This is a genomic window from Cupriavidus sp. 86D6 (assembly GCF_057815095.1).
The window spans coordinates 1-22,488 of record NZ_JBYPSB010000008.1; the positions used below are offsets into that span (position 1 = coordinate 1).

The 22,488-nt window shown below is 62.5% G+C and carries 19 protein-coding genes and 2 tRNA genes; 5 read left to right on the forward strand and 16 right to left on the reverse strand.

Going from position 1 to position 22,488, the window contains the following annotated elements; genetic code table 11:
- Positions 1-25 precede the first annotated feature (25 nt).
- The 5 genes from AC3G88_RS18655 (at position 26) to AC3G88_RS18675 (ending at position 8,985) form a co-directional block, all read left to right on the forward strand.
- A complete protein-coding gene (locus tag AC3G88_RS18655; protein WP_488893767.1) occupies positions 26-4,240 on the forward strand; it encodes an autotransporter domain-containing protein in 4,215 nt (1,404 codons plus the stop codon).
- A 620-nt stretch (positions 4,241-4,860) separates the two neighbouring features.
- Entirely contained in the window at positions 4,861-5,007 is a 147-nt protein-coding gene (locus AC3G88_RS18660) for a hypothetical protein (RefSeq protein WP_488773468.1), read from the forward strand.
- Positions 5,008-5,231: 224 nt separating this feature from the next.
- The gene (locus AC3G88_RS18665; RefSeq protein ID WP_488893768.1) at positions 5,232-6,680 is read left to right on the forward strand and encodes an MBOAT family O-acyltransferase; all 1,449 of its coding nucleotides are present in this window, start codon (positions 5,232-5,234) and stop codon (positions 6,678-6,680) included.
- A 79-nt stretch (positions 6,681-6,759) separates the two neighbouring features.
- On the forward strand, positions 6,760-7,995 hold the full coding sequence (locus AC3G88_RS18670) for an alginate O-acetyltransferase AlgX-related protein (RefSeq protein ID WP_488773466.1): 1,236 nt from the start codon (positions 6,760-6,762) through the stop codon (positions 7,993-7,995).
- A gap of 564 nt (positions 7,996-8,559) precedes the next feature.
- Complete coding sequence (locus AC3G88_RS18675; protein WP_488773465.1) at positions 8,560-8,985, forward strand: hypothetical protein; 426 nt, start codon at positions 8,560-8,562, stop codon at positions 8,983-8,985.
- A 30-nt stretch (positions 8,986-9,015) separates the two neighbouring features.
- On the opposite strand, the gene AC3G88_RS18680 is transcribed toward AC3G88_RS18675, so the two are convergent.
- From AC3G88_RS18680 to AC3G88_RS18755, 16 genes are all read right to left on the reverse strand, one after another.
- Positions 9,016-9,114 carry a DNA methyltransferase gene (locus AC3G88_RS18680; protein ID WP_488773464.1) on the reverse strand — a complete coding sequence of 33 codons (99 nt, stop codon included), beginning with the start codon at positions 9,112-9,114 and terminating at the stop codon, positions 9,016-9,018.
- A 61-nt stretch (positions 9,115-9,175) separates the two neighbouring features.
- Positions 9,176-9,598 carry a PH domain-containing protein gene (locus AC3G88_RS18685; protein WP_488773463.1) on the reverse strand — a complete coding sequence of 141 codons (423 nt, stop codon included), beginning with the start codon at positions 9,596-9,598 and terminating at the stop codon, positions 9,176-9,178.
- Between the two features lie 188 nt (positions 9,599-9,786).
- On the reverse strand, positions 9,787-9,933 hold the full coding sequence (locus AC3G88_RS18690; RefSeq protein WP_488773462.1) for a hypothetical protein: 147 nt from the start codon (positions 9,931-9,933) through the stop codon (positions 9,787-9,789).
- 247 nt (positions 9,934-10,180) lie between these two features.
- A tRNA-Pro gene (locus AC3G88_RS18695) sits at positions 10,181-10,257 on the reverse strand.
- Positions 10,258-10,313: 56 nt separating this feature from the next.
- Entirely contained in the window at positions 10,314-10,751 is a 438-nt protein-coding gene (locus tag AC3G88_RS18700; RefSeq protein WP_488773461.1) for a MerR family transcriptional regulator, read from the reverse strand.
- 196 nt (positions 10,752-10,947) lie between these two features.
- The gene (locus AC3G88_RS18705; protein WP_066738541.1) at positions 10,948-11,364 is read right to left on the reverse strand and encodes an integration host factor subunit alpha; all 417 of its coding nucleotides are present in this window, start codon (positions 11,362-11,364) and stop codon (positions 10,948-10,950) included.
- Between the two features lie 75 nt (positions 11,365-11,439).
- On the reverse strand, positions 11,440-13,887 hold the full coding sequence (gene pheT / locus AC3G88_RS18710) for a phenylalanine--tRNA ligase subunit beta (protein WP_488773460.1): 2,448 nt from the start codon (positions 13,885-13,887) through the stop codon (positions 11,440-11,442).
- Positions 13,888-13,953: 66 nt separating this feature from the next.
- The gene (gene pheS, locus AC3G88_RS18715; RefSeq protein ID WP_194946536.1) at positions 13,954-14,979 is read right to left on the reverse strand and encodes a phenylalanine--tRNA ligase subunit alpha; all 1,026 of its coding nucleotides are present in this window, start codon (positions 14,977-14,979) and stop codon (positions 13,954-13,956) included.
- Positions 14,980-15,232: 253 nt separating this feature from the next.
- Positions 15,233-15,589, reverse strand: a complete 357-nt coding sequence (rplT, locus tag AC3G88_RS18720; RefSeq protein WP_092595867.1) for a 50S ribosomal protein L20 — start codon at positions 15,587-15,589, stop codon at positions 15,233-15,235.
- 28 nt (positions 15,590-15,617) lie between these two features.
- Entirely contained in the window at positions 15,618-15,815 is a 198-nt protein-coding gene (rpmI, locus tag AC3G88_RS18725; protein ID WP_006575466.1) for a 50S ribosomal protein L35, read from the reverse strand.
- Between the two features lie 180 nt (positions 15,816-15,995).
- Positions 15,996-16,517, reverse strand: a complete 522-nt coding sequence (gene infC, locus AC3G88_RS18730) for a translation initiation factor IF-3 (protein WP_092595869.1) — start codon at positions 16,515-16,517, stop codon at positions 15,996-15,998.
- 47 nt (positions 16,518-16,564) lie between these two features.
- On the reverse strand, positions 16,565-18,472 hold the full coding sequence (gene thrS, locus AC3G88_RS18735) for a threonine--tRNA ligase (RefSeq protein WP_488773478.1): 1,908 nt from the start codon (positions 18,470-18,472) through the stop codon (positions 16,565-16,567).
- Positions 18,473-18,820: 348 nt separating this feature from the next.
- Positions 18,821-18,897, reverse strand: a tRNA-Val gene (locus tag AC3G88_RS18740).
- A gap of 21 nt (positions 18,898-18,918) precedes the next feature.
- Positions 18,919-21,150: a RelA/SpoT family protein gene (locus tag AC3G88_RS18745; RefSeq protein WP_153948357.1), complete on the reverse strand. Its 2,232-nt coding sequence runs from the start codon at positions 21,148-21,150 to the stop codon at positions 18,919-18,921.
- A 15-nt stretch (positions 21,151-21,165) separates the two neighbouring features.
- A complete protein-coding gene (locus AC3G88_RS18750) occupies positions 21,166-21,528 on the reverse strand; it encodes a RidA family protein (protein ID WP_153948356.1) in 363 nt (120 codons plus the stop codon).
- Between the two features lie 27 nt (positions 21,529-21,555).
- On the reverse strand, positions 21,556-22,437 hold the full coding sequence (locus AC3G88_RS18755) for an alpha/beta fold hydrolase (RefSeq protein ID WP_488773459.1): 882 nt from the start codon (positions 22,435-22,437) through the stop codon (positions 21,556-21,558).
- Positions 22,438-22,488: the final 51 nt, after the last annotated feature.

The following is a 22,488-nucleotide window of genomic DNA, read 5'->3' on the forward strand; positions in this document are numbered from 1 at the left end:
GGTCAAAGCGGGCGCGACCCTGGCCATGAACGACTTCAGCCAGACCGCCAACAATCTGTCCGGCGCCGGCACGATAACCCTGGGCTCTCTCGCCGCTACCGCGCTGACCGCCAACAACACCAGCGACACCACCTTCTCCGGCGTGATCGGCGGCGCCGGTCAACTCACCAAGACGGGGACGGGTGCGCTCACGCTCTCGGGCACCAACACCTATACCGGCGGCACCACCCTCTCCGACGGCACGCTGATTGCCACCAGCGGCAGCGCCATGGGAACCGGCGCCGTGGCCAACAACGCCGCCCTGCAACTTGCCTTCGCCGACGACAGTACCCTCGCCAACGCCCTGTCCGGCACCGGCAGCCTCACCAAGACCGGCACCGGCACCGCCACGCTGACCGGCGGCGGCACGCAGGGTACCGTCGCGATCAATGCCGGTACGCTGAATATTGCGCAAGATGGCGTCTTCACCGCGGACAGCCTCACCACCGCCAGCGGCGCCAACACCGCCATCGACGGCAACGCGCAGCTCAACGTGACCAACGCCCTCACGCAGGCGACTGGCTCCACGCTCGGTGTCGCCCTGGGTGCAAGCAACGACCCTGCCATCACCGCCGCCAGCGCCACCCTGGCCGGTACGCTGAACATCACCGGTTTCTCCGCCAGTGCACCCAACACCGCCAGCGCACTGACCGGCACCCTGTTCCGGGTCATCCACACCACCGGCGGCATCACCGGCGACTTCACCACCGTCAACCTCGGCGGCGCTGCCAGTGCCGTCGACTACCTGACGCTGGCCGGACGCAAGAGCGTCGACAACCTCGACTACAACGTCGGCTTCGGCCTCACCTGGCAGGCTGGCGCCAGCCTGGGCAGTGGCGTATTCACGCTGGCCGCGGCGACCGATACCTTCAATGCCGATGTCGTGCTCGCCGATCAGGCCGCATCGGCAACGGGATGGAACGGCAAGGATTTGACCAAGGCCGGCAACGGTACGCTGACGCTGTCGGCCAAGAACACCTATACGGGACTGACCACCGTCAACGCCGGCACGCTGGCCGCCGGCATCGCCGATGCGTTTGCCACGAGCAGCGCGGTCACGGTCAAAGCGGGCGCGACCCTGGCCATGAACGACTTCAGCCAGACCGCCAACAATCTGTCCGGCGCCGGCACGATAACCCTGGGCTCTCTCGCCGCTACCGCGCTGACCGCCAACAACACCAGCGACACCACCTTCTCCGGCGTGATCGGCGGTGCCGGCCAGCTCACCAAGACGGGAACCGGTGCCCTCACGCTCTCTGGCTCCAACACGTACACCGGCGGCACCACCCTCTCCGACGGCACGCTGATTGCCACCAGCGGCGACGCCATGGGAACCGGCGCCGTGGCCAACACCGCCGCCCTGCAACTTGCCTTCGCCGACGACAGTACCCTGGCCAACGCCCTGTCCGGCACCGGCAGCCTCACCAAGACCGGTGCCGGCACCGCCACGCTGACCGGCGGCGGCACGCAGGGTACTGTCGCGGTCGATGCCGGTACGCTGTATTTTGCGCAAGATGGCGTCTTCACCGCGGACAGCCTCACCACTGCCAGCGGCGCCACCACTGCCATCGACGGCAATGCGCAGCTCAACATAGCCAACGCACTCACGCAGGCGACTGGCTCGCAGCTCAATATGACCCTCGGCGCCAACAACAGCCCCGCCATCACCGCGGGCTCGGCAACGCTTGGGGGCGTTCTGGACATTGCCGGGTTCTCCGCATCCGCGCCCCACACCGCCAGCGCGCTAACCGATCTGCGGTTCACGGTACTCCGCACTACCGGCGGCATCACCGGTGACTTCTCCAGCATCAATCTCGGCAGCGCGTCGAGCCCGGTGGATTATCTGGTCGTCGGCGGACGCAAGAGCGCCGACAACCTCGAGTACAACGTCGGCTTTGGCCTCGCCTGGCGAGCCGGCCCCAGGCTGGGCAATGGCGCCTTCACGCTGGCCGCGGCAACCGATACCTTCAATGCCGACGTTGTGCTTGCCGATCAGCTTGCCTCCGACACGGGGTGGAACGGCAAGGACCTCACCAAGAACGGCACCGGCACGCTGACCCTGTCGGCCAAGAACACCTACACCGGCAAGACAGGGATCAACGCCGGTACACTGGCCACCGGCATCGCCGATGCGTTTGCCACAAGCAGCGCGGTCACGGTCAACCCGGGCGCCACCCTGGCCCTGAACGACTTCAGTCAGACCGCCAACAATCTGTCTGGGGCCGGTACCATCAGCCTGGGCAAGGCCGCCGCCACCAAGCTGACGGCCAACAACACCATCGACGCGGTCTTCTCCGGGGTCATCGGCGGTGCCGGCCAGTTCGCCAAGACTGGCACCGGCACGCTCTCGCTCTTAGGCAACAACACCTACAGTGGCGGCACCACCATTTCGACCGGATCGCTGGTTGGCACCGCCACCAGCTTCGGTACCGGCGCCATCCTGAATAACGCGGCGCTGATCATCGACCAACCCACCAATGCCACCCTGGCCAACGCCATCAACGGCACCGGCACCTTCACCAAGTCTGGCGGAGGCAGCCTAACGCTGACCGGCGACAGCAAGCTCTCCGGCGCAACTTCCGTGGAAGGCGGAGACCTTGTCGTCAATGGCTTCCTGGGCAATTCCGCCGTGACCATGCAGCGCGGCACCGCACTCCGTGGCAATGGGTCTGTCGGACAGACCAGCATTGTCTCCGGTGCCAAGATCGCGCCGGGAAATTCCATCGGCACCCTGACCGTCAATGGCGCCTATTCGCAGGCTGGAGGCTCTACATATCAGGCGCAGGTGGAACCGGCCAGTACCCGGTCTGACCGGATCCAGGTCAATGGGGCGGCCACACTGGCACCGGGCGCGATCCTGGAAGTCGCCAAGATCACCCCGGGCGAGTATTCGGTGGACTCCAACTACACGGTGCTGTCCGCGACCCATGGCGTGACTGGCACCTATACGCTCGCCGGCGACACGGGTGGCGCGTTCTATCTCCTGAAGGATGTCTATGACGCCAACAACGTCTATCTGAGAGCCACCCGGGTACGCAGCTTTATCGACGCGGCCGGAACGCGCAACGAGATGGCCACGGCCGGCGCGCTGGACAGCATGCCGGACAGCAATGTCATCAAGACCGTGGTCACCGGACTGGAGACTGACGACGAGGCCAGGCTTGCCTTCAATCAACTGTCCGGCGAGATTCATGCATCGATCAAGAACGCACTGCTGGGCGATAGCCGCCAGATCCGCGACACCGCCATCGATCGCATTCGACAACGATTCTGCGGGCCAGGCTTCGACAATGGCATCGCGGCATCGGATATGGTGGGGGCCAGCTCAGATGTGCCGGACGCGCCGGAAGACGGTGGATGCTATCGCCGCACCACCAGGCCCGCGGGATGGGCCCGCGTTTTCGGTTCGTGGGGAAAGACTGCTGGCGATGGCAATGCGGCGCGCCTGAGTCAGGACGTTTCCGGCATCCTGATGGGTACGGACACCACGATTGGCGAACGATGGAACGTCGGTGCGTTACTCGGCTACACCCACAATGGCATGAACGCCGACACGAGGAATTCCTCGGCCAGCAGCGACAACTATCACGCGGGGATTTACGGTGGCACGCAGCTGGGCCCCCTTGGCATCCGCACGGGTGCAGCATTTTCCTGGCACACCATCGAGACCCATCGATCACCGGTCTTCACGGGCTACTCTGACAACCTGAAGGCCAACTACAACGGCCGCACGATGCAGATTTTCGGGGACATGGGGTACCAGCTCGCCATGCGGCGCATGAACCTGGAACCGTTCGTCAACGTCGCCTTCGCCAACACGCGCACGAACAGCTTCAAGGAGAACGGCGGCGCCGCGGCGCTGGCCGGCGACGGCAACAGCATCAGCTCAACGTACACGACACTGGGCCTGCGAGGTTCGACCACCATCGACATGCCCAAGGGTGCAAAACTGACCGCGCGCGGCATGCTTGGCTGGCAGCATACGTTCGGCACTTCCGTGCCCGTTGCGAACCTGTCGTTTGCCGACAGCAATCCTTTCACCGTTGCCGGCGTACCCCAGGGACGCAATTCGATGGTCATCGAGGCCGGGCTGGACTTCCAGTTCACCCGCAGGGCGTCACTCGGCGTGGTGTTCAGCAGCCGGCTTGGTGGAGGGACCACTACCCGGGCTGTGCAGGGCAGGCTCTCCATCCAGTTCTAGCCCCTTGGCGCGGTCCGAGCTCCGCCGGGCATGGCCGCCAACGTGCGTCAGCCCATGTGGCCGCCACGATAGCGATTGACGGGCCAGCCCGGATCTCCGAGACATCCTCGGCAGCCGGGGGGCCGCCTGTGACATTTGTTGCCGCATCGACTTTTGAAACGGCGCTCGAGGTCCAGAATGCTCCGGGTGGACGAAAATGCGGGGATTCAGGGTCCAGACACCGTTCCATACTGAGACTGAGACGCAGATGTAACGTCGCGCTGACTTTGGCACAGTTTTGCGCGTCGTTTCGCACGCGGGACTAGCGGACTTATCCCCGTCCGTCACTAGACTGGTCCTTGCCCGCGTACCTGGTCGTCTAGTGCGTGTTCGACGTGCTGGTGGACAAGGGAAAGAACCTGTGCGCGCCGTATCTGCAACTGTAGGGGTCGTTTGGAAGCGCGTAGGCTCGACCTGCCAACACACGATATCTGGTCATCGGATTGGATCAAGGTGAAGCGACCCGGCGCCGTGCCGCCTGAGCGGTTCAAACGGTAGCGCGCCTTTTCTTTGCGCATTTATTATTTACTTACTAGAGTACTAGACTGACCCGCCGGTTTTCACCTCTGGAAGGAACACAAATGAGCACGCTCCGCCGAGTTATCCTCAGCTTCCTTGTTCTGGCCTTGTTCGCAGGCCTCTATGCGGCGGATCGCTACGACGACTACAAGGCCTGCCTCGAATGGACCAAGGCCTATCCAGATCATTTGGGAAAGTGCGCTCGGTAGATGCGCTAACGTCGAATCCCCCTGCAAAGCGACGTTTCTCCCTCCGCCTACCGGACCGCGCGTCCCTCGCTCGCCTCCTGCACTACCGGCGGGTCTCCTCGGTCGTCATTCCCTAGCCTCCGGCGCTATGCGCTGCTTCACCGTTCGCTCGTCCCGTTCCCTCGCGATATGCGGGTTCCCGCAGAAGTGCCAACAGACTGGGATAGAATCGCGGATTGACAAATTTGCCACATGAGCATTCCGAGCCACTCGGAAAACAACAAGAGATTGCCGTGGTCTTCAGCTCAACTGCCTTCCTTTTCCTTTTCCTTCCCATCACGCTAGCGCTTTACTACCTGCTGGCGCCCAGGTACCGGAACCTGTTACTGCTTGCAGCCAGCCTGCTGTTCTACGCTTGGGGAGAACCCGTCTATATCGGGCTGATGCTGGCATCCATCCTCTTTAACTGGGGAATCGCCTTAGGCATGTCGGCCGCCCGGGGCCGGAGGTCAGAGTTCGCCATACTTTCTGTAGCAGTGGTTATCAACCTCCTGGTATTAGCCCACTACAAGTACGCCAACTTCTTAGTCACCAGCTTCAATGAGGCACTGGGACCAATCCTCCACCACACCTTCGCAACAGAGCCATTACCGCTGCCCGTCGGCATTTCGTTTTTCACGTTCCACGCGATCTCCTATTTGGTGGACATCTACCGTCGCGAAGCCGAAGCCCTGAAGAGCCCTCTCGACATGGGGTTATACATATCCATGTTCCCGCAGTTGGTGGCCGGCCCGATCATTCGATACCACGATGTCGCTGAGCAGATTCTCCGTCGCAGCAATACAGTGGAGAGATTCGCCTCTGGCGTCGAACGATTTGCTTTTGGCCTTGGAAAGAAGGTGTTGATCGCCAACACCCTAGGCCAAATTGCGGATCAAACTTTCAGTGCGCCGCCCGGAACTCTTTCCGCCAGCGCAGCCTGGTTGGGGATAGCATGCTACACGCTGCAGATTTATTTTGACTTTTCAGGATATTCCGACATGGCCATTGGCTTGGCTCGCATGTTCGGGTTTGAACTTACTGAGAATTTCAACTATCCCTACATTGCGCGGTCAGTGCGAGAGTTCTGGCGCCGCTGGCACCTTTCGCTCTCCACCTGGTTCCGCGACTACCTCTACATCCCCCTGGGCGGAAATCGTGGCTCAGGCTTCCGCGTGAGAATGAACCTGTTTATCGTCTTCTTTCTATGTGGGCTCTGGCACGGCGCGAGTTGGAACTTTGCCATTTGGGGCGTATTCCACGGGGTGATGCTTGTCCTGGAACGAGGCAGGTTTGGGCGATGGATTGATGCAGCCCCGACTGTCTTGTCCAGCACCTATACCCTCCTGGTGGTCATGGTCGGCTGGGTCTTCTTTCGGGCAGAGACGTTTTCGAGCGCCGTTGAATATCTCAAGGCGATGTCCTTCCAAGGCAGCGGGCATGGTCTCTCACCTCAACTTGCTGCGGCCATGGACCCGATTGCCTTCACAACGCTCGCGGCCGCGATTGTTTTGTCCACACCAATGTTCACGTTCCTGGCGCGTGCCGTATGCGTCGATTCCCGTCGCACGCGAATGAGCCGCTGCCGGGCTGGTGCGTACGAATGCAACCGGTCAACGCGACTTCGCTGCCCATGCTCACCGCTCGCGGCGTGATCGCATCCATGGTCCTGATCGTCAGCATTTCCCAGCTCGCTCTCAGCACCTATAACCCATTCATTTATTTCAGGTTCTGATGATGCAATCGATCGGTTCGAGGAACATCATTAACGCCGCGCTGGCCACCTTTTTTGCGGCGACGATCGCCGTACCATTTTTGGGACTCTGGCGCACCCATGACGGTGGCGCGGAAAAGCGAACGCTTGCCGAAAGGCCATCGTTGCCGGACTCATTTAAAGCGGTCAAAGCCTATCCGGCCAAGATGGAAGCCTTCGTCAATGACAATTTCGGCCTGCGGGATCACTTCCTGACGTTGCATTCCGATATCAGCCGGAACGTGTTCCGCACATCGGGCTCCCCTCGAGTCATTCTGGGGTCAAGCGGCTGGCTTTTCTACACGGGGGACAACTCCCTTGCAGACATGCAGCGGTTGGCCTCCCCTGCGGAAGCGAGCCTAGGCAACTGGAAAGGCTCGCTATCGGATCGGTCCACTTGGCTGGCGAATCGAGGCATCACATACAGATTCGTCACGGCGCCGGACAAACACAGTCTGTTCCCTGAGAAGCTTCCCAGTCGATACCAGTGGGAAGGTGATTCGCGCTATGCGCTCATCAAGCAGCATGTTGGAACGTCAGCCCCTCTTGTGGACTTACTTCCTGACCTGGCCAAAAAGAAAGCGGCCGGTGCCGAGCGCCTCTACTTCGAAACCGACACGCATTGGACGAGTTACGGTGCATACATCGGCTATCGCACTATTATGCGTTCGCTTGGCGAAGCGAATGGACCCGCGCCGCTGGAAATAGCCGAGGCTGAGTTCGTTGACGACGGAACGCCCCGTGCTCGTGACCTGGCGATCATGAGCCGCAGCCCGAAACTCGAGACCGAAAAGGTAGCCGCAAGCTTCAAACCGTGCGGCCGGGCAGTGGCGGTACAGCCCCCAGCTGGCGTCGACGTCAGCCGGATTCTGCGGTTCGCCGGACACGAATGTCCGTCGCGAACAAAAACCCTGCTGATCTTCCATGACTCGTTCGGCTCTGCGATCAGCCCATACTTCAACGCGACGTTCGGCCGGGTCGTTTCAATATGGGGAACGCCGACCGACGAGCTATTCGTCCGAATGGTATTGCAAGAAAAGCCTGACGTCGTGATCGAAGAGCGCGTTGAGCGTTTTATGGAAGCGGTGCCTGAGAACACATTAAACGCCACCCTTCATAGGATCTCAAATACGCCCCCCGGAGGACTTGCCACTGCAGGGGCTAAATCTCTCGACGGTGCCGATGGCCCTGGCCGCAGTACGGCAGTTCTTGACTGACGCTTCGGGAAACATCCGATTCCGCAATTTTAGTTCCTTCTCGCCTCCAACCCACACACCTTTGCTCCGGCGCGTGTGGGCAAGGATGGACTTGGCCGTGTCGTCGCTCAGCACATCGGCCTTGTCCATATAGATTGGCGCGGTCCAGTCGGAGGCGGTGTCCACGATCCTTGCTTGCGTCAACCCCTGGCTCGGGCTAATTTGCCCCGCTCGTCGTGCAGCGCGCTGTTAGCGTCAGGCGCGATATCAGCGGCAGCATCTTCATCTCGTCTCAACTTTGCGTGGCCGGGGCACACCTGTGCGCCTGCCTGGTCGGTCGCGACGAGTACCTCAGGACATGGCGGCGACGGTGATGCGTTGCTTGTCGGTGGCGATGACGGGTCTTCGGCCTGGCATCGCCGGAACTCCGTCAGTGCGTCAACCCCTCGGGTTGGAGGGCACAGTCTTCTCCTTCGTCTGCCGATAACCATTGAGCAATCTTACCGCCACGAAATGTCCAGACGATATCCAAGCCTTCCCCCATCGCCGCCTTATCCTTCAGAGGAGTCTGCCCGCGCGGAAGCCTTGCAGATTCACGCCGCAATCGTGCTCCAGCACTGTACATGGGGATTGGAAGCCCTGAGACAACTGGTAGTGTTGAACGTAGCAGGCGTGGCGGGCTCGATCGCTCTGGCCGGCGGCCACTTTTTTGATGGTCGCGGGCACTTTGCCGTTCTCTCGATCATTGCCTACTCGTTCAGTGCCGGATTCGCCTACATCACCATGGTCAAGGGCTTCGAGCATCTACGTGATTTGGCTAACGAGCATGCCGCGTACATAAATGGCCATGTCGCCCGTGGTCGCCAAGTTGCTGAACTCCCGAAAGGCAAAACCCTCGAATGGTCCAGGATACGTGCTCTCTTTCTGTTTCTTTGCGGTCTAACATCAATGTGCCTAGGCATGATGGGACCGCTCATGGATCTGGGCATCAGGGGAAAAATAATTCCATGAGCTTGCGGCACATCCTAATCTTTCATGCACTCACGTCGCGATCAGCATTGAGCCGGACCCAGCAAACGGATCGAGCACCATGTCGCCAGCCTTCGAGCTGTTGGTCAGCAGGTATTCCCGCATCTCCACCGGAAAAAGCCCCGCGCAGCTGGAACCGGCGGGGCTTCGATTCTTTTGAGACTACCGGCTTTTAGGCCTTTGCAGTCTGCTCTTCCAAAATGGCATTCAGACGACCACGGAAGTTCAGGGGCGCCGAAATACCCGGAATAGGTGCGCGCGGAGCGCCCGCGCCCGATACGACCACCGAGCCAAAATTCAGGATACGGCCGAGAATCGATTGATCGACCTGCACCGTCTCAACTTTCTCCAGACGCATCTCGATGGTGCTACGGCTGATCAGTCCAAACTTGGCAATGATCCGCTTGTTCGTGATTGCGAGCTCAGTCGTCCAGATCTTGATAAAAGCAATCAGGAGGAACAGCAGCCCGAACCCCATGAACGGCAACGTCACCACACCGAGGATGACGAGCGGCAGTTGCGAGAGCCAGGATACTTTGGCCTCATAAACGATCTGCTCATTTGCCCCGATGCTCGCATTTACATACGACCCCATTACTGCTCCCTTTTCGATTTATTGGAGCGGGAATCTTAACCGACCGAAAGTCATATTGGACGCGACGGCGGGCACCGAACATCCTAAACCCCACTTCAGGAGGAGAGTGGCCGAAACGCAAAAAGCCCGCTTGCGCGGGCTTCTTCAGACGCAGTTACGGCAATTCTGGCGCTAATGTAGGTCGTCTGTCACACGACTGTAAAGCCGTCTGCGCCGATTGGTTGTTCGCGGTTCTTGTCCTCAACGAGGCTACCGACGACTTCGCGCACGGCATCAGAATTGATGGTGGCCGTGCTGCTCACCAGCCGATGCAGATGCTTGAGCACCGCCGGCATGCGTCAGCCCATATGGCCGCCACGATAGCGATTGACGGGCCAGCCTGGACCTCCGAGCCTTCCTCGGCAACCGGGGACCGCCTGTGACATCTATTGCCGCATCGACTTTGAAACGGCGCTCGAGGTCCAGAGGACTTTGGGTGGACGAAAATGCGGGGATTCAGGGCCCGGACACCGTTCCATACACTGAGATGCAGACACCAGAAATGAAAAACCCGCACAGCCAATGACTGTGCGGGTTTTATTCTGGTCGGGGCGAGAGGATTTGAACCTCCGACCACCTGCACCCCATGCAGGTACGCTACCAGGCTGCGCTACGCCCCGAAGAAGAACGAGATTATATCAGAGCCGACCGTAATGGCTAGTGGTTTGCAGTGAATTTATTCGGGCTTCGCGATTTGCTTCAGTTGCGCCAGCAGATGCTGGACTTCCACCAGGTCGCCGCGCAGCGTGTTCAGGTCGACCGACAGCACAGGCGGTTGCACTGCCGCGGCGGACTGCACCGCGACGGCTTCGTCCGGCATGGCTGCTCCGACGCCATGATGACGCCCTTCGTCCAGCCGGTTGCGCGCACCGTTGATCGTGAAGCCTTGCTCGTAGAGCAGTTCGCGGATCCGCCGGATCAGCAGGACTTCATGGTGCTGGTAGTAGCGGCGATTGCCGCGGCGCTTCACGGGCTTGAGCTGCGTGAACTCCTGCTCCCAGTAGCGCAGGACGTGCGGCTTGACGGCGCAAAGCTCGCTGACTTCACCAATCGTGAAATAGCGTTTTGCGGGAATCGGCGGCAGCGAGACGCGCTCGCTGGATTTTTCCGTCATGCGATGGAGAAGCTGATGTCAGGCCCCTCGAGGGCCAGACGCGGTTGGCGCGACGCGCGCGCGGCATTGCAGGATACAGACAGCCATCGCCCCGGGCAATCCAACCGATGTGGCAAATTGATACAGGTGTCTGTGCGCCGCGACGGTCTTCGTTCGGCAGGCAACTGACGCGCGGGGCGTCAGTCCTGCCACGTCGTCAGCCCGGAAGCGCCACGTCGGCGCGTTCCTCGACCAGGCTCTTGAGCTTCTGGCTGGCGTGGAACGTCACCACACGGCGCGCGGTGATCGGAATGATCTCGCCCGTCTTGGGATTACGGCCGGGACGTTGCGCCTTGTCGCGCAACTGGAAGTTGCCGAAGCCGGACAGCTTCACGCTGTCGCCCTTCTCCAGGGCTTCGCGAATCACGTCGAAGAAAGCCTCGACCATATCCTTCGATTCGCGCTTGTTCAGGCCAACCTGGTCGAACAGCATTTCTGCGAGTTCGGCCTTGGTCAGGGTAGGCACCTCGGTAGCGCGGGCTTCCGGCGATGCATCGTCGAAGGAGGCAGCATGCCGGTCGCTTGCCTCACCCAGGTCTGCAGCATTCATGGAAATCGCGTCTCGATCGTTCATCCTTGATCGCTCTCTTGCATCTGTCTGGCGATCCGCCCGGGAGCTGTGCCCGGGCGCTCCAACTGCGATGGTGGCTTAGCCGCGCAGGCGGGCATCGAAGCCCGCTGTCAGCGCGTCGACCATGCAACGCACCGCGCTGTCGACTGTCTCGTCCTGGAGGGTCGCCCCAGTATCTTGCAACGTTACCCGGAAGGCAAGACTTTTCTCGTCGGCGCCAATTGACGCCGACGCCGCCTTGGGACGGAACTCGTCAAACAGCACCAGGCTCTGAACAAAGTGGCCCGAGCCGGCCTTGTCCAGCGCCGCGCGCATGGCATCGATCATGTCCTGAACGCGCACCTGCTGCTTGACCACCACGGCCAGGTCACGCACGGCGGCCGGGAACTTGGAGATTTCCGTGTAGACCGGCAGGCCCACGTCCCGCAGCGCGTCGAGCTCCAGCTCGAACACCACGGGCGCGTTGGTCAGCTCGTACTCCTGCAGCCAGCGCGGGTGAATTTCACCGACCACGCCCACGGGCTTGCCGTCGACGATCACGCGCGCGGCGCGGCCCGGGTGCAGCGCGGGATGCGCCACCGGCTCGAAGCGCGGCGTGCGCGGATGGAACAGCGCCTCCACGTCACCCTTGATGTCGAAGAAGTCCACCGGGCGCGTTGCCACACCCCATTGCTCCTCGAACGCCGGGCCGTAGGCGATACCCGCTGCCATCATCGGCTGGCGATAGCCCGCCACGGTCAGGCCGCCATCGGCCACGCTGGGATCGCGATGGAACACGCGGCCCACCTCGAACAGGCGCACGCGCGCCGCCTTGCGGTTAAGGTTGTAGCGCACCTTGTCGACCAGGCCACCGATCAGCGTCGAACGCATCACGGCCAGCTGGCTGGCGATCGGGTTCAGCAGGCGGATCGGGTTGTCATTGGCGGCAAAGTCGCGCTCCCACTGCTCTTCCACGAAGGCGAAGTTGATCACTTCGTTGAAGTCGCGCGCGGCCAGCGCGTGGCGCACCACGTGCTGCGAGCGGCGGCCTTCGTTGGTCGGGCGCATTTCGCTTTCGGCGATCGGCGGACGGGCCACGATACGCTCGAAGCCGTAGATCCGTGCCACTTCCTCGATCAGGTCTTCCTCGATCTCGATGTCGAAGCGATAGCTCGGCGGCGTAACCTCGAACACCTCGCCATCCGCGCCCTGCGAACGCGTGAACGGCAGGTTCAGGCGCTGGAACACATCGGCAATTTCCGCCGACGACAGTTCGATACCCAGCACGCGCTCGGCGCGCGCCACGCGCAGGGCCACCGGCTTGCGCTGCGGCAGGTTGACGATCTGGTCGTCCACGGGGCCGGCCTGGCCGCCGCAGATCTCAAGAATCAGCGCGCTGATGCGTTCGATGTGCTCGACCGTGGTGGCGTAGTCCACGCCACGCTCGAACCGATGGGCGGCATCTGTCGAAAAGTTGTAGCGGCGCGCGCGGCCCTGGATGGCATTGGGCCACCAGAACGCGGCTTCGAGATAGATGTTCGTGGTATCCAGCGACACGGCGGTGCTGTCGCCGCCCATGATGCCCGCCAGGCTTTCGATTTCCTTGTCGTCGGAAATCACGCCGACCTGCTCGTCCACCTCGACGGTATTGCCGTTCAGCAGCTTGAGCTGTTCGCCCTTGCGGCCCCAGCGCACGTCCAGCCCGCCGTGGATCTTGTCCAGGTCGAACACGTGCGACGGACGGCCCAGTTCGAGCATCACGTAGTTGGAGATATCGACCAGTGCCGAGATGCTGCGCTGGCCCGAACGCTCCAGGCGCTGCACCATCCAGGCCGGCGTGGCCGCACGGGCGTTCACGCCGCGGATGATACGGCCCGAGAAACGGCCGCACAGGTCGGGCGCGGAGATCTTGACCGGCAGCTTGTCCTGCAACGTCACGGCCACCGGCGACATGTCCGGCAGCGTCAGGGCGGCGCCGGTCAGCGCCGACACCTCGCGCGCCACGCCGTGGATCGACAGGCAGTCCGCCTTGTTCGGCGTCAGCTTGATCGTGAAGACCTGGTCGTCCAGGTCCAGGTACTGGCGGATGTCCTGACCCACCGGCGCGTCGTCCGGCAGCACCAGCAGGCCGCCGTGGTCTTCCGACAGCTTCAGTTCGCGGGCCGAGCACAGCATGCCGAAGCTGTCCACGCCACGGAGCTTGCCCACCTTGATCTCGAACGGCTTGCCGCCCTCTTCGGCCGGCGGCAGCACGGCGCCCACCAGCGCGCACGGCACCTTGATGCCCGGCTTCACGTTGGGCGCGCCGCAAACGATCTGCAGCGTCTCGCCGGTGCCGGCGTCCACCTGGCAAACGTTCAGGCGGTCGGCATTGGGATGGCGTTCGGTCGCCAGCACGCTGGCCACCACGATCTTGTTGAACGGCGGCGCAACCGGGCCAACCTCTTCCACTTCGAGGCCGGCCATCGTCAGGCTGTGCGACAGCGCGTCGGTCGAGATCTTTTCAGGATTGGCGAATGTGCGAAGCCAGGATTCCGAGAATTGCATGGCGCTTCTGATCCGGTAGGTATTCTGTGATGTCTTTGACGATATGCGGGCAGCGGCCTGCGAGGATCAGGCGAACTGGCGCAGGAAGCGCACGTCGCCCTCGAAGAACAGGCGCAGGTCGTTGATGCCGTAGCGCAGCATCGTCAGGCGCTCCAGGCCGGAGCCAAACGCGAAGCCGATATAACGCTCGGGGTCGAGGCCCATGTTGCGCAGCACGTTCGGGTGAACCTGGCCCGAGCCGGAAATTTCCAGCCACTTGCCATTGCCGAAGGCCATGTCGATTTCGGCCGACGGCTCGGTAAACGGGAAGTACGACGGGCGGAAGCGCACCTGGATATCGTCGCGCTCGAAGAACTTGCGCAGGAAATCGGTATAGACACCCTTCAGGTCGGCAAAGCTGACATCCTCGCCAATCCACAGGCCTTCCACCTGGTTGAACATCGGCGAGTGCGTGGCGTCGCTGTCCACACGATAGGTGCGGCCCGGGCAGATCACCTTGATCGGCGGCATCGGCTTGCCGGCGTACTTCTGCACGTGCATGCGGGCGTAGCGCACCTGCATCGGGCTGGTGTGGGTACGCAGCAGCAGGAGCTTGTCGTCGCTGTCGCGGCCGTCCACATAGAACGTGTCCTGCATCGACCGTGCCGGATGGTTGTCCGGGTTGTTCAGCGCGGTGAAGTTCATCCAGTCGGTTTCGATCTCGGGGCCGTCGGCCACATCGAAGCCGATCGAACCGAAGATCTGCTCGACACGCTCCCACGTACGCATCACCGGGTGCACGCTGCCGCGCGCCACGGCGCGGCCGGGCAGCGTCACGTCGATGGCCTCTGCGGCCAGGCGTGCGTTCATCAGCGCATCGGCCAGCGCCTGGCGGCGCGCCTGCAGCGCACCCTCCACCTGCTGCTTGACCTGGTTGATACGGGCGCCCTCGGTCTTGCGGGCTTCCGGGTCCAGTTTGCCGAGGCCCTTGAGCAGTTCGGTCAGCGCGCCGGTCTTGCCCAGGAAGCGGGCCTTCTCGTTTTCCAGCGTGGCGTTGTCGTTGGCGGCGGCGAAGGCGGCCTGTGCGTCGGCGACGATTTGATCCAGATCCAGGGACATGACGGCTATACGTGGACGGTACGTGGATGGTGCATAGGAAGGATAGGCACTGCCGCCGGGCGATGCGCGATACACGGTTGGTCGCACGCGGCGATGCATTGTCATTTCGGATGCCGTCCCGGCCCGGGGAAGCCCCGGTTCGGCATGGCATTCGAAATGAAAACGGGGCTCGGTGAGGAGCCCCGTTTCAGCAGACCTTGCGGTCGGTGCTTGCCCGGAAGCGCGTTACGCGCTTCCCGAACGGCCATCAGGCAACGGAGGCTTTCACCTGGTTGACGATGGCGGCAAAGGCAGGCTTGTCATGGATGGCCATGTCCGACAGCACCTTGCGGTCCAGTTCAATCGAAGCCTTCTTCAGGCCGTTCATGAACACGCTGTAGGTCATGCCATGCTCACGCGTCGCGGCATTGATACGTGCAATCCACAGCGCGCGGAACACGCGCTTCTTGTTGCGACGATCGCGGTACGCGTACTGGCCAGCACGCATGACCGCCTGCTTGGCGATACGGTAGACATTATTGCGACGGCCGCGGTAACCCTTGGCAGCGTCGATAACCTTCTTGTGACGGGCCCGTGCAGTGACCCCACGCTTTACTCGAGGCATGTAATACTCCTTTCGTTATCGGTTGGGGTTATGCGTAAGGCATCATCGCGCGAACGGACTTCAGGTTCGTCTCATGGACGTCCTGGGTGCCGCGCAGTTGACGCTTGTTCTTGGTGGTCTTCTTCGTCAGGATGTGACGCTTGAAGGCCTGGCCGCGCTTGAACGAACCGTTCGGGCGTGCCGTAAAGCGCTTGGAGGCGCTTTTCTTGGTCTTCATCTTAGGCATGAATAACTCCAGCTCTATGACATGCATGCAGGTGGATGACTGACGCCATCACTTGCAAAACCCGCATCCACTTGTTTTTGTACGCAGCGCCGGGGCGCAAACCCCTTACACCACGCACGGTTTCCGCGCAGGGCGACGCCGGGATACCCCCGGCATCCCGGCCGCCGCCCCGCACAGGAATTACTTCTTCTTCTTGGGAGCCAGCACCATCACCATCTGGCGACCTTCCATCTTCGGCATCTGCTCGACCTGACCCAGTTCTTCCAGGTCAGCCTTCAGACGCTCGAGCATGCGCGCGCCAATTTCCTGGTGGGCCATCTCACGACCGCGGAAACGCAGCGTGATCTTGGTCTTATCCCCATCCTCCAGGAAGCGTCGCAGGTTGCGCAGCTTGACGTTGTAGTCGCCATCATCCGTGCCAGGACGGAATTTCACTTCCTTGACCTGGATGATCTTCTGCTTGAGCTTGGCCTCATGGGCGCGCTTGGCTTCCTCGTACTTGAACTTGCCGTAGTCCATGATGCGGGCTACGGGAGGAGCCGCGTTAGGCGCGATCTCCACCAGATCCAAGTCCTTGTCCTCGGCCATGCGCAGAGCGTCCATGAACTTGACGATGCCGAGCTGCTCGTTATCAACCCCTACCAGGCGCAGCTCAGGCGCGCTGATTTCCCGGTTGATACGGTGACCTTTGTCTGTAGCGATGTTCCGTTACCTCAAGAAGACAAAAAAACAAGCCGTGCTTCACACCCTCAGGCTTTGCTGGCAACGTCGTTCTGAAGACGTTCCACAAACGCGGAAACAGGCATGACACCCAGATCCACATTGCCACGGGCACGCACGGCCACTTGATTGGCGTCCCGCTCCTTGTCGCCCACCACTAGCAGGTAGGGAATCTTCTGGAGCGAGTGCTCGCGGATTTTATACGTAATTTTCTCGTTACGCAAATCCGCCTTGGCCCTAAACCCTTGTTTTTGCAAGAGTTGCACGACGTTTTCGGCATATTCCGACTGCGATTCGGCGATATTCATGACGACCACCTGCTCCGGAGCCAGCCAGGCGGGCAGCGCACCCGCATGGTTTTCCAGCAGGATGCCCAGGAATCGCTCGAACGAACCCAGGATGGCCCGATGCAGCATGACCGGACGCTTCCGGCCGTTATCGTCAGCCACGTATTCGGCGCCCAGGCGTTCCGGCAGCACGAGGTCGAGCTGCAGCGTACCGCACTGCCACGAACGGCCGATCGCGTCCTTGATGTGGTATTCCACCTTCGGCCCATAGAAGGCGCCCTCGCCCGGCAGTTCCTCCCACTCCACGCCGCAGGCACGCAGCGCCAGGCGCAGGCCGTCTTCGGCGTGATCCCAGACGGCATCCGAGCCGGCGCGCTTTTCCGGGCGCAGCGACAGCTTGACCTTGACATCCTTGAAGCCGAAATCGTCATACACCGAAAACGCCAGCTCGTTGAACGCCTTCGCCTCCTCGACGATCTGTTCTTCCGTGCAGAAAATATGCGCATCATCCTGCACAAAACCCCGGACGCGCATCAGGCCATGCAGCGCACCCGACGGCTCATTGCGGTGGCACGAGCCGAATTCGGCAAAACGCAGCGGCAGGTCGCGGTACGAGCGCAGGCCGTGGTTGAAGATCTGGACATGCCCCGGGCAGTTCATCGGCTTGATCGCGTAGTCGCGCTTTTCCGATTCCGTGACGAACATGTTTTCCTTGTAGTTCTCCCAGTGGCCCGACTTCTCCCAGAGAGAACGATCCATCACTTGCGGCGTCCGGACTTCCTGGTAACCTGCTTCCGTCAGGCGGCCGCGCATGTACTGCTCGACGGCCTGCCAGACGCTCCAGCCCTTCGGATGCCAGAACACCATGCCCGGCGCTTCCTCTTGCAGGTGGAACAGGTCCAGCGTCTTGCCCAAGCGGCGGTGGTCGCGCTTCTCGGCTTCCTCCAGCATCGTCAGGTACGCTTCCTGGTCTTCCTTCCTGGCCCAGGCCGTGCCGTAGATGCGCTGGAGCATCTCGTTGTTCGAGTCACCGCGCCAATAGGCGCCGGCCACCTTCATCAGCTTGAAGACCTTGAGCTTGCCCGTCGACGGCACGTGCGGTCCACGGCACAGATCGACGAAGTTGCCTTCGCGATACAGGCCGATTTCCTGGTCGGCCGGAATGGAGGCGATGATCTCGGCCTTGTACTTCTCGCCCATCGACTCGAAGAGCGCCACCGCCTCGTCGCGGTTCCACACTTCGCGCGTGACTTTCTCGTCCTTGCGGGCCAGTTCCGTCATCTTCTTCTCGATGGCGGCCAGATCCTCGGGCGTGAAAGGACGCTTGTAGGAAAAGTCGTAGTAGAAGCCGTTCTCGATGACCGGACCGATCGTCACCTGCGCATCGGGGAACAGTTCCTTGACGGCGTAGGCCAGCAAGTGGGCCGTCGAATGGCGGATCACATCGACGCCGTCGGCGTCCTTGTCCGTGACGATGGCCAGCGAGGCATCGCGGTCGATCGTGAAGCTCGTATCGACCATGCGACCATCGACCTTGCCGGCAAGCGCAGCCTTGGCCAGGCCCGAGCCGATGCTCTGCGCCACTTCAGCCACCGTGACGGGGCCGGGGTACTCGCGACGGGAACCGTCCGGCAGCGTGATTGCGATCATCATTGCACCTCTTGTGGATGCCGCCGCGCCGGCGTCTGGGCACCAGGCGGGCGGACAAAGCAACTTTTGTGGCGCCGGGCCACCCGATGCGGCGCACGCGCGCATCGGACAACACCGGCAAACGGAAATCTCTCGGGCTGACCCGCGCCCAACTTCGGGCGACGCGGCAGCTTAGCAGCACGCTGGCAAACGACAGACGAAAAAAAACGCGGCCAAGGCCGCGTTTTTCTGTGTTTCCCCGCATCCTGCACGGGTCGAAGGCGCACCTCGACTACTGTCGCTAACCAGCGGTAGTAGTTCGAGTTGTCATGTTCATGGCGCGCTTCCGGCGTTGTACTGCATGTTCGTTGGTAGGCTCGATTGGACTCGAACCAACGACCCCCACCATGTCAAGGTGGTGCTCTAACCAGCTGAGCTACGAGCCTAGCGAAGCGCAGAGTATAACCTTATTTTCGCCTGGCGTGCAACACCCCCTGCACTTCCTCGATCAGTTGCAGCGCCCGTTGCAACTGCGTGGCCTCGGACACTTCCGCCGTAAACTGCATGCGCGCCACGCCCTTGCTCGACAGTGTCTTCACACCGGTCACGTTGATTTTCTCCCGTGACAGCACTTCGGAGATATCGCGCAGCAGGCCCTGACGATCCACCGCTTCCACCTGGATGTCCACCGGATACACCGCGTCGCTGCGCTTGCCCCATTCCGTCTGGATCACCCGCTCCGGCGCCCGCGCCGACAGTTGCAGGAATGTGCTGCAGTTGCGGCGATGGATCGACACCCCGCGGCCGCGCGTGACAAACCCGACGATCTCGTCGGGCGGCGCCGGCTTGCAGCAACGCGACATCTGCGTCATCAGCGAATCCACGCCCACCACCAGAACGCCGCTCTTGGCGCCGCGCGCCACGCTGGTGGCGCGACTCTTCTTGGTGACGGCCTCTTCCTCGTTGAACTGCGGCTGCGCCTCGCCCTCCGGGTGACGTAGCGCATGCTCCACATGCCGCAGGCTGAACTCCTCCTTGGCCACGGCCGCGTAGAGATCGTCGGTCGATTTGAAGTTGAGCCGGGTGGCCAGGTCGTCCAGATTGACGGCCGTCTTGCCCTCGCGCTGCAGTGTCTTTTCGATCAGTGCCCGGCCCTGCGCCAGCGTTTCCTGCGAATCGAGCGCGTTGAACCAGGCCCGCACCTTCGAGCGCGCGCGATTGCTCGCCAGGTAGCCAAGCTCGGGGTTCAGCCAGTCGCGCGACGGGCCGCCCTGCTTGACCGCAACGATCTCGACGGTCTGCCCGTTCTTGAGCGGCGTGTTCAGCGGCACCATCGATCCGTCCACGCGCGCCCCGCGGCACCGATGGCCCAGATCGCTGTGCAGGTAATAGGCAAAGTCCACCGGCGTCGCGCCCTGGGGCAGTGCCACCACGCGCGCCTGCGGCGTCAGCACATAGATATGGTCGTCGATGGCGGCATGCTTGAGCTGCTCCCACGGCGAATCCTCGTGCGCGACGGTGTGGTCGGCCTCGTCCTTCCAGGCCAGCAGCTGCCGCAGCCAGGCAATCTTCTCGTCGTAGGTATTGTCGGCCGCAAACTGGCCGCTGTAGCCCTTGCCGCCGGCCTCCTTGTAGCGCCAGTGCGCGGCCACGCCGTATTCGGCAAAGTGGTGCATCTCCTGCGTGCGGATCTGCACTTCGAACGCGCGCCCGTCGTCGCCGATCACCACGGTATGCAGCGACTTGTAGCCGTTGGCTTTCGGCCGCGAGATATAGTCGTCGAATTCGCGTGGAATCGGCTGCCAGATATGGTGGACGATTCCCAGGACGGTGTAGCAGTCCTTGATGTCGTCGACGATCACGCGGAACGCGCGCACATCGTACAGATCGGCAAAATCGAGTTCCTTGCCGCGCATCTTCTTCCAGATGCTGTAGATGTGCTTGGGCCGGCCCGTCACCTCCGCGCGGATGCCGGCCGAGGCCAGTTCCGACTGCAGGCGCGCGATGGCCTGCGCGATATAGCCTTCGCGCTCGATGCGCTTCTCGTCCAGCAGCTTCGCAATGCGCTTGTAGGTATCGGGCTGCTCGAAGCGGAACGCCAGGTCTTCGAGCTCCCACTTCACCTGCCAGATGCCCAGCCGGTTGGCCAGCGGCGCGTAGATGTCCAGCGTCTCGCGGGCCACGCCGGACAGCGGCGGAGTCTTGGTCTGCGCCAGCCAGCGCAGCGTCTGCAGGCGCGACGCCAGCCGCACCAGCACCACGCGGATGTCCTGCGCAAACGCCAGCAGCATCTTGCGCAACGCCTCGACCTGCTCGTGGCGCGCGGCCACCTGCGATTTCGACGCCTCCGACACGTCGGCCTGCGTCACCGCGATGGCGCCGATGCGCAGCAGCTGGCGCACCCCCTTCACCAGGCGCACCACCTCCTCGCCAAATCTGGGTTCGATCTGGGCCTCGGCGTCGGGCACGAAGGCCGCCGCCGCGAACAGGCAGGCCGCCGCGCGCGCGGCATCGTCCACCCGCAGTCCGTCGAGGATGCGTAGCATCCCTTCGGCGTGCGACAGCACGCTCTCGCCGGTCGGCAACAGCACGGGGTTATCGCCGTCTGCCACGTCGCGCACAAAGGCCAGGGCGCGCTCGACGAGCCCGGCATCCGGAATGCCTGCGGTCTGGCCCGTCAGCTCCGTTGACGTCACCATGTCACAACGCCTGCATCAATTGAGGGCGGCCGTCACCACCACTTCGATCAGATAGTCGGGATTGGCCAGCCTGGCTTCCACGGTTGCACGCGGGGGCGTGTTGCCTTGGGGCACCCATTCGTCCCACACCTCGTTCATCTCGCCAATGCGGGTGACGTCGGTCAGAAAGATCTGGCACATCAGGATGCGCGTCTTGTCGCTGCCGGCCTCGGCCAGCAGGCGGTCGATATGACCGAGCACCTCGCGGGTCTGGCCGCGCAGGTCGGCCTTGGGGTCGACCTCGGGCACCTGGCCGGCCAGGTAGACCACGCCGTTGTAGACCGCGTATTCGGACAGACGCTTGCCCACGTGGGCGCGCTTCAGGGGGTTGGTGCTCATATCAGATTCTTCTCAGCAAAAAATTCGTTACGTACCCAGGAAGAAGTCCCGGGCAATGGCAATCTGGGCCGGATCGATAAACGTGGGCGCGTGCCCCACATCGGGGATTTCGACGGTCGATACCTGCTTGCCGCGCGCCACCATCTCCGCCACCGTCTCGCGCAGCAGCAGGTCGGACTGGGCGCCGCGCACGATCAGCGTCGGCCCCGGCGCCGCCTCGAACATGTGCCACAGCACCTGCTCGCCGGCCTGCACCGCTTCCGGGGGCGTCTCCTTGAACGGCACGGCCAGCGCGGGATCGTAGTGCAACCCCCACTCCAGCCCCTCGGCGCCCTGCACCGGCTTGAGGATGGCGCCGTTCAGCTCGCGCCATTGCTCGGGCGTATGCCGGCCGAACGACGTACTGATCGTCTGCAGGTACGCCAGCCCTTCCTCGAAGGTCTTGAACCGCACCGGCAGGCCCAGGTAGGCGCCAATGCGCTCCAGCGCCTGCGCGGCGACGCGCGGCCCCACATCGTTGAGCAGCAGCTTGCGCACCGGCGACTTCGGCAGGCCAGCCAGGCCCATGCCGATCAGCCCGCCCATCGACGTGCCGAACCAGTCCACCTGTTCGACGTTGAGCCGGGCGATCAGCGTGACCATGTCGGACACATACTGCGGTACCACGTAGTGATGCGGGTCGGCCAGCCATTCCGAGCGTCCGCGGCCCACCACGTCCGGGCACACGACGCGATACTCGTCGGACATCGCCCGCGCCAGCGCGTCGAAGTCGCGGCCGGTGCGCGTCAGGCCATGCACGCACATCAGCACGCGCGGATTGAGGGGATCGCCCCATTCGTGATAGGCCATGCGATGCAGGCCCGCCGGGCTGATGCACTGGACGAACCCGAGGCGCGGACTGGAAGACATCTGGGACTCCCCTGCTGGTGCCACCGCATCCCCTGCGGCGTGCGAGTTTTT

Coding starts and splice junctions, on each gene's coding strand:
- AC3G88_RS18655 (WP_488893767.1), top strand. CDS start 26: ATGAACGACTTCAGCCAGACCGCCAACAATCTGTCCGGCGCCGGCACG.
- AC3G88_RS18660 (WP_488773468.1), top strand. CDS start 4,861: ATGAGCACGCTCCGCCGAGTTATCCTCAGCTTCCTTGTTCTGGCCTTG.
- AC3G88_RS18670 (WP_488773466.1), top strand. CDS start 6,760: ATGATGCAATCGATCGGTTCGAGGAACATCATTAACGCCGCGCTGGCC.
- AC3G88_RS18685 (WP_488773463.1), bottom strand. CDS start 9,598: ATGGGGTCGTATGTAAATGCGAGCATCGGGGCAAATGAGCAGATCGTT.
- AC3G88_RS18690 (WP_488773462.1), bottom strand. CDS start 9,933: ATGCCGGCGGTGCTCAAGCATCTGCATCGGCTGGTGAGCAGCACGGCC.
- AC3G88_RS18700 (WP_488773461.1), bottom strand. CDS start 10,751: ATGACGGAAAAATCCAGCGAGCGCGTCTCGCTGCCGCCGATTCCCGCA.
- AC3G88_RS18705 (WP_066738541.1), bottom strand. CDS start 11,364: ATGAACGATCGAGACGCGATTTCCATGAATGCTGCAGACCTGGGTGAG.
- pheT (WP_488773460.1), bottom strand. CDS start 13,887: ATGCAATTCTCGGAATCCTGGCTTCGCACATTCGCCAATCCTGAAAAG.
- rplT (WP_092595867.1), bottom strand. CDS start 15,589: ATGCCTCGAGTAAAGCGTGGGGTCACTGCACGGGCCCGTCACAAGAAG.
- rpmI (WP_006575466.1), bottom strand. CDS start 15,815: ATGCCTAAGATGAAGACCAAGAAAAGCGCCTCCAAGCGCTTTACGGCA.
- thrS (WP_488773478.1), bottom strand. CDS start 18,472: ATGATCGCAATCACGCTGCCGGACGGTTCCCGTCGCGAGTACCCCGGC.
- AC3G88_RS18745 (WP_153948357.1), bottom strand. CDS start 21,150: ATGGTGACGTCAACGGAGCTGACGGGCCAGACCGCAGGCATTCCGGAT.
- AC3G88_RS18750 (WP_153948356.1), bottom strand. CDS start 21,528: ATGAGCACCAACCCCCTGAAGCGCGCCCACGTGGGCAAGCGTCTGTCC.
- AC3G88_RS18755 (WP_488773459.1), bottom strand. CDS start 22,437: ATGTCTTCCAGTCCGCGCCTCGGGTTCGTCCAGTGCATCAGCCCGGCG.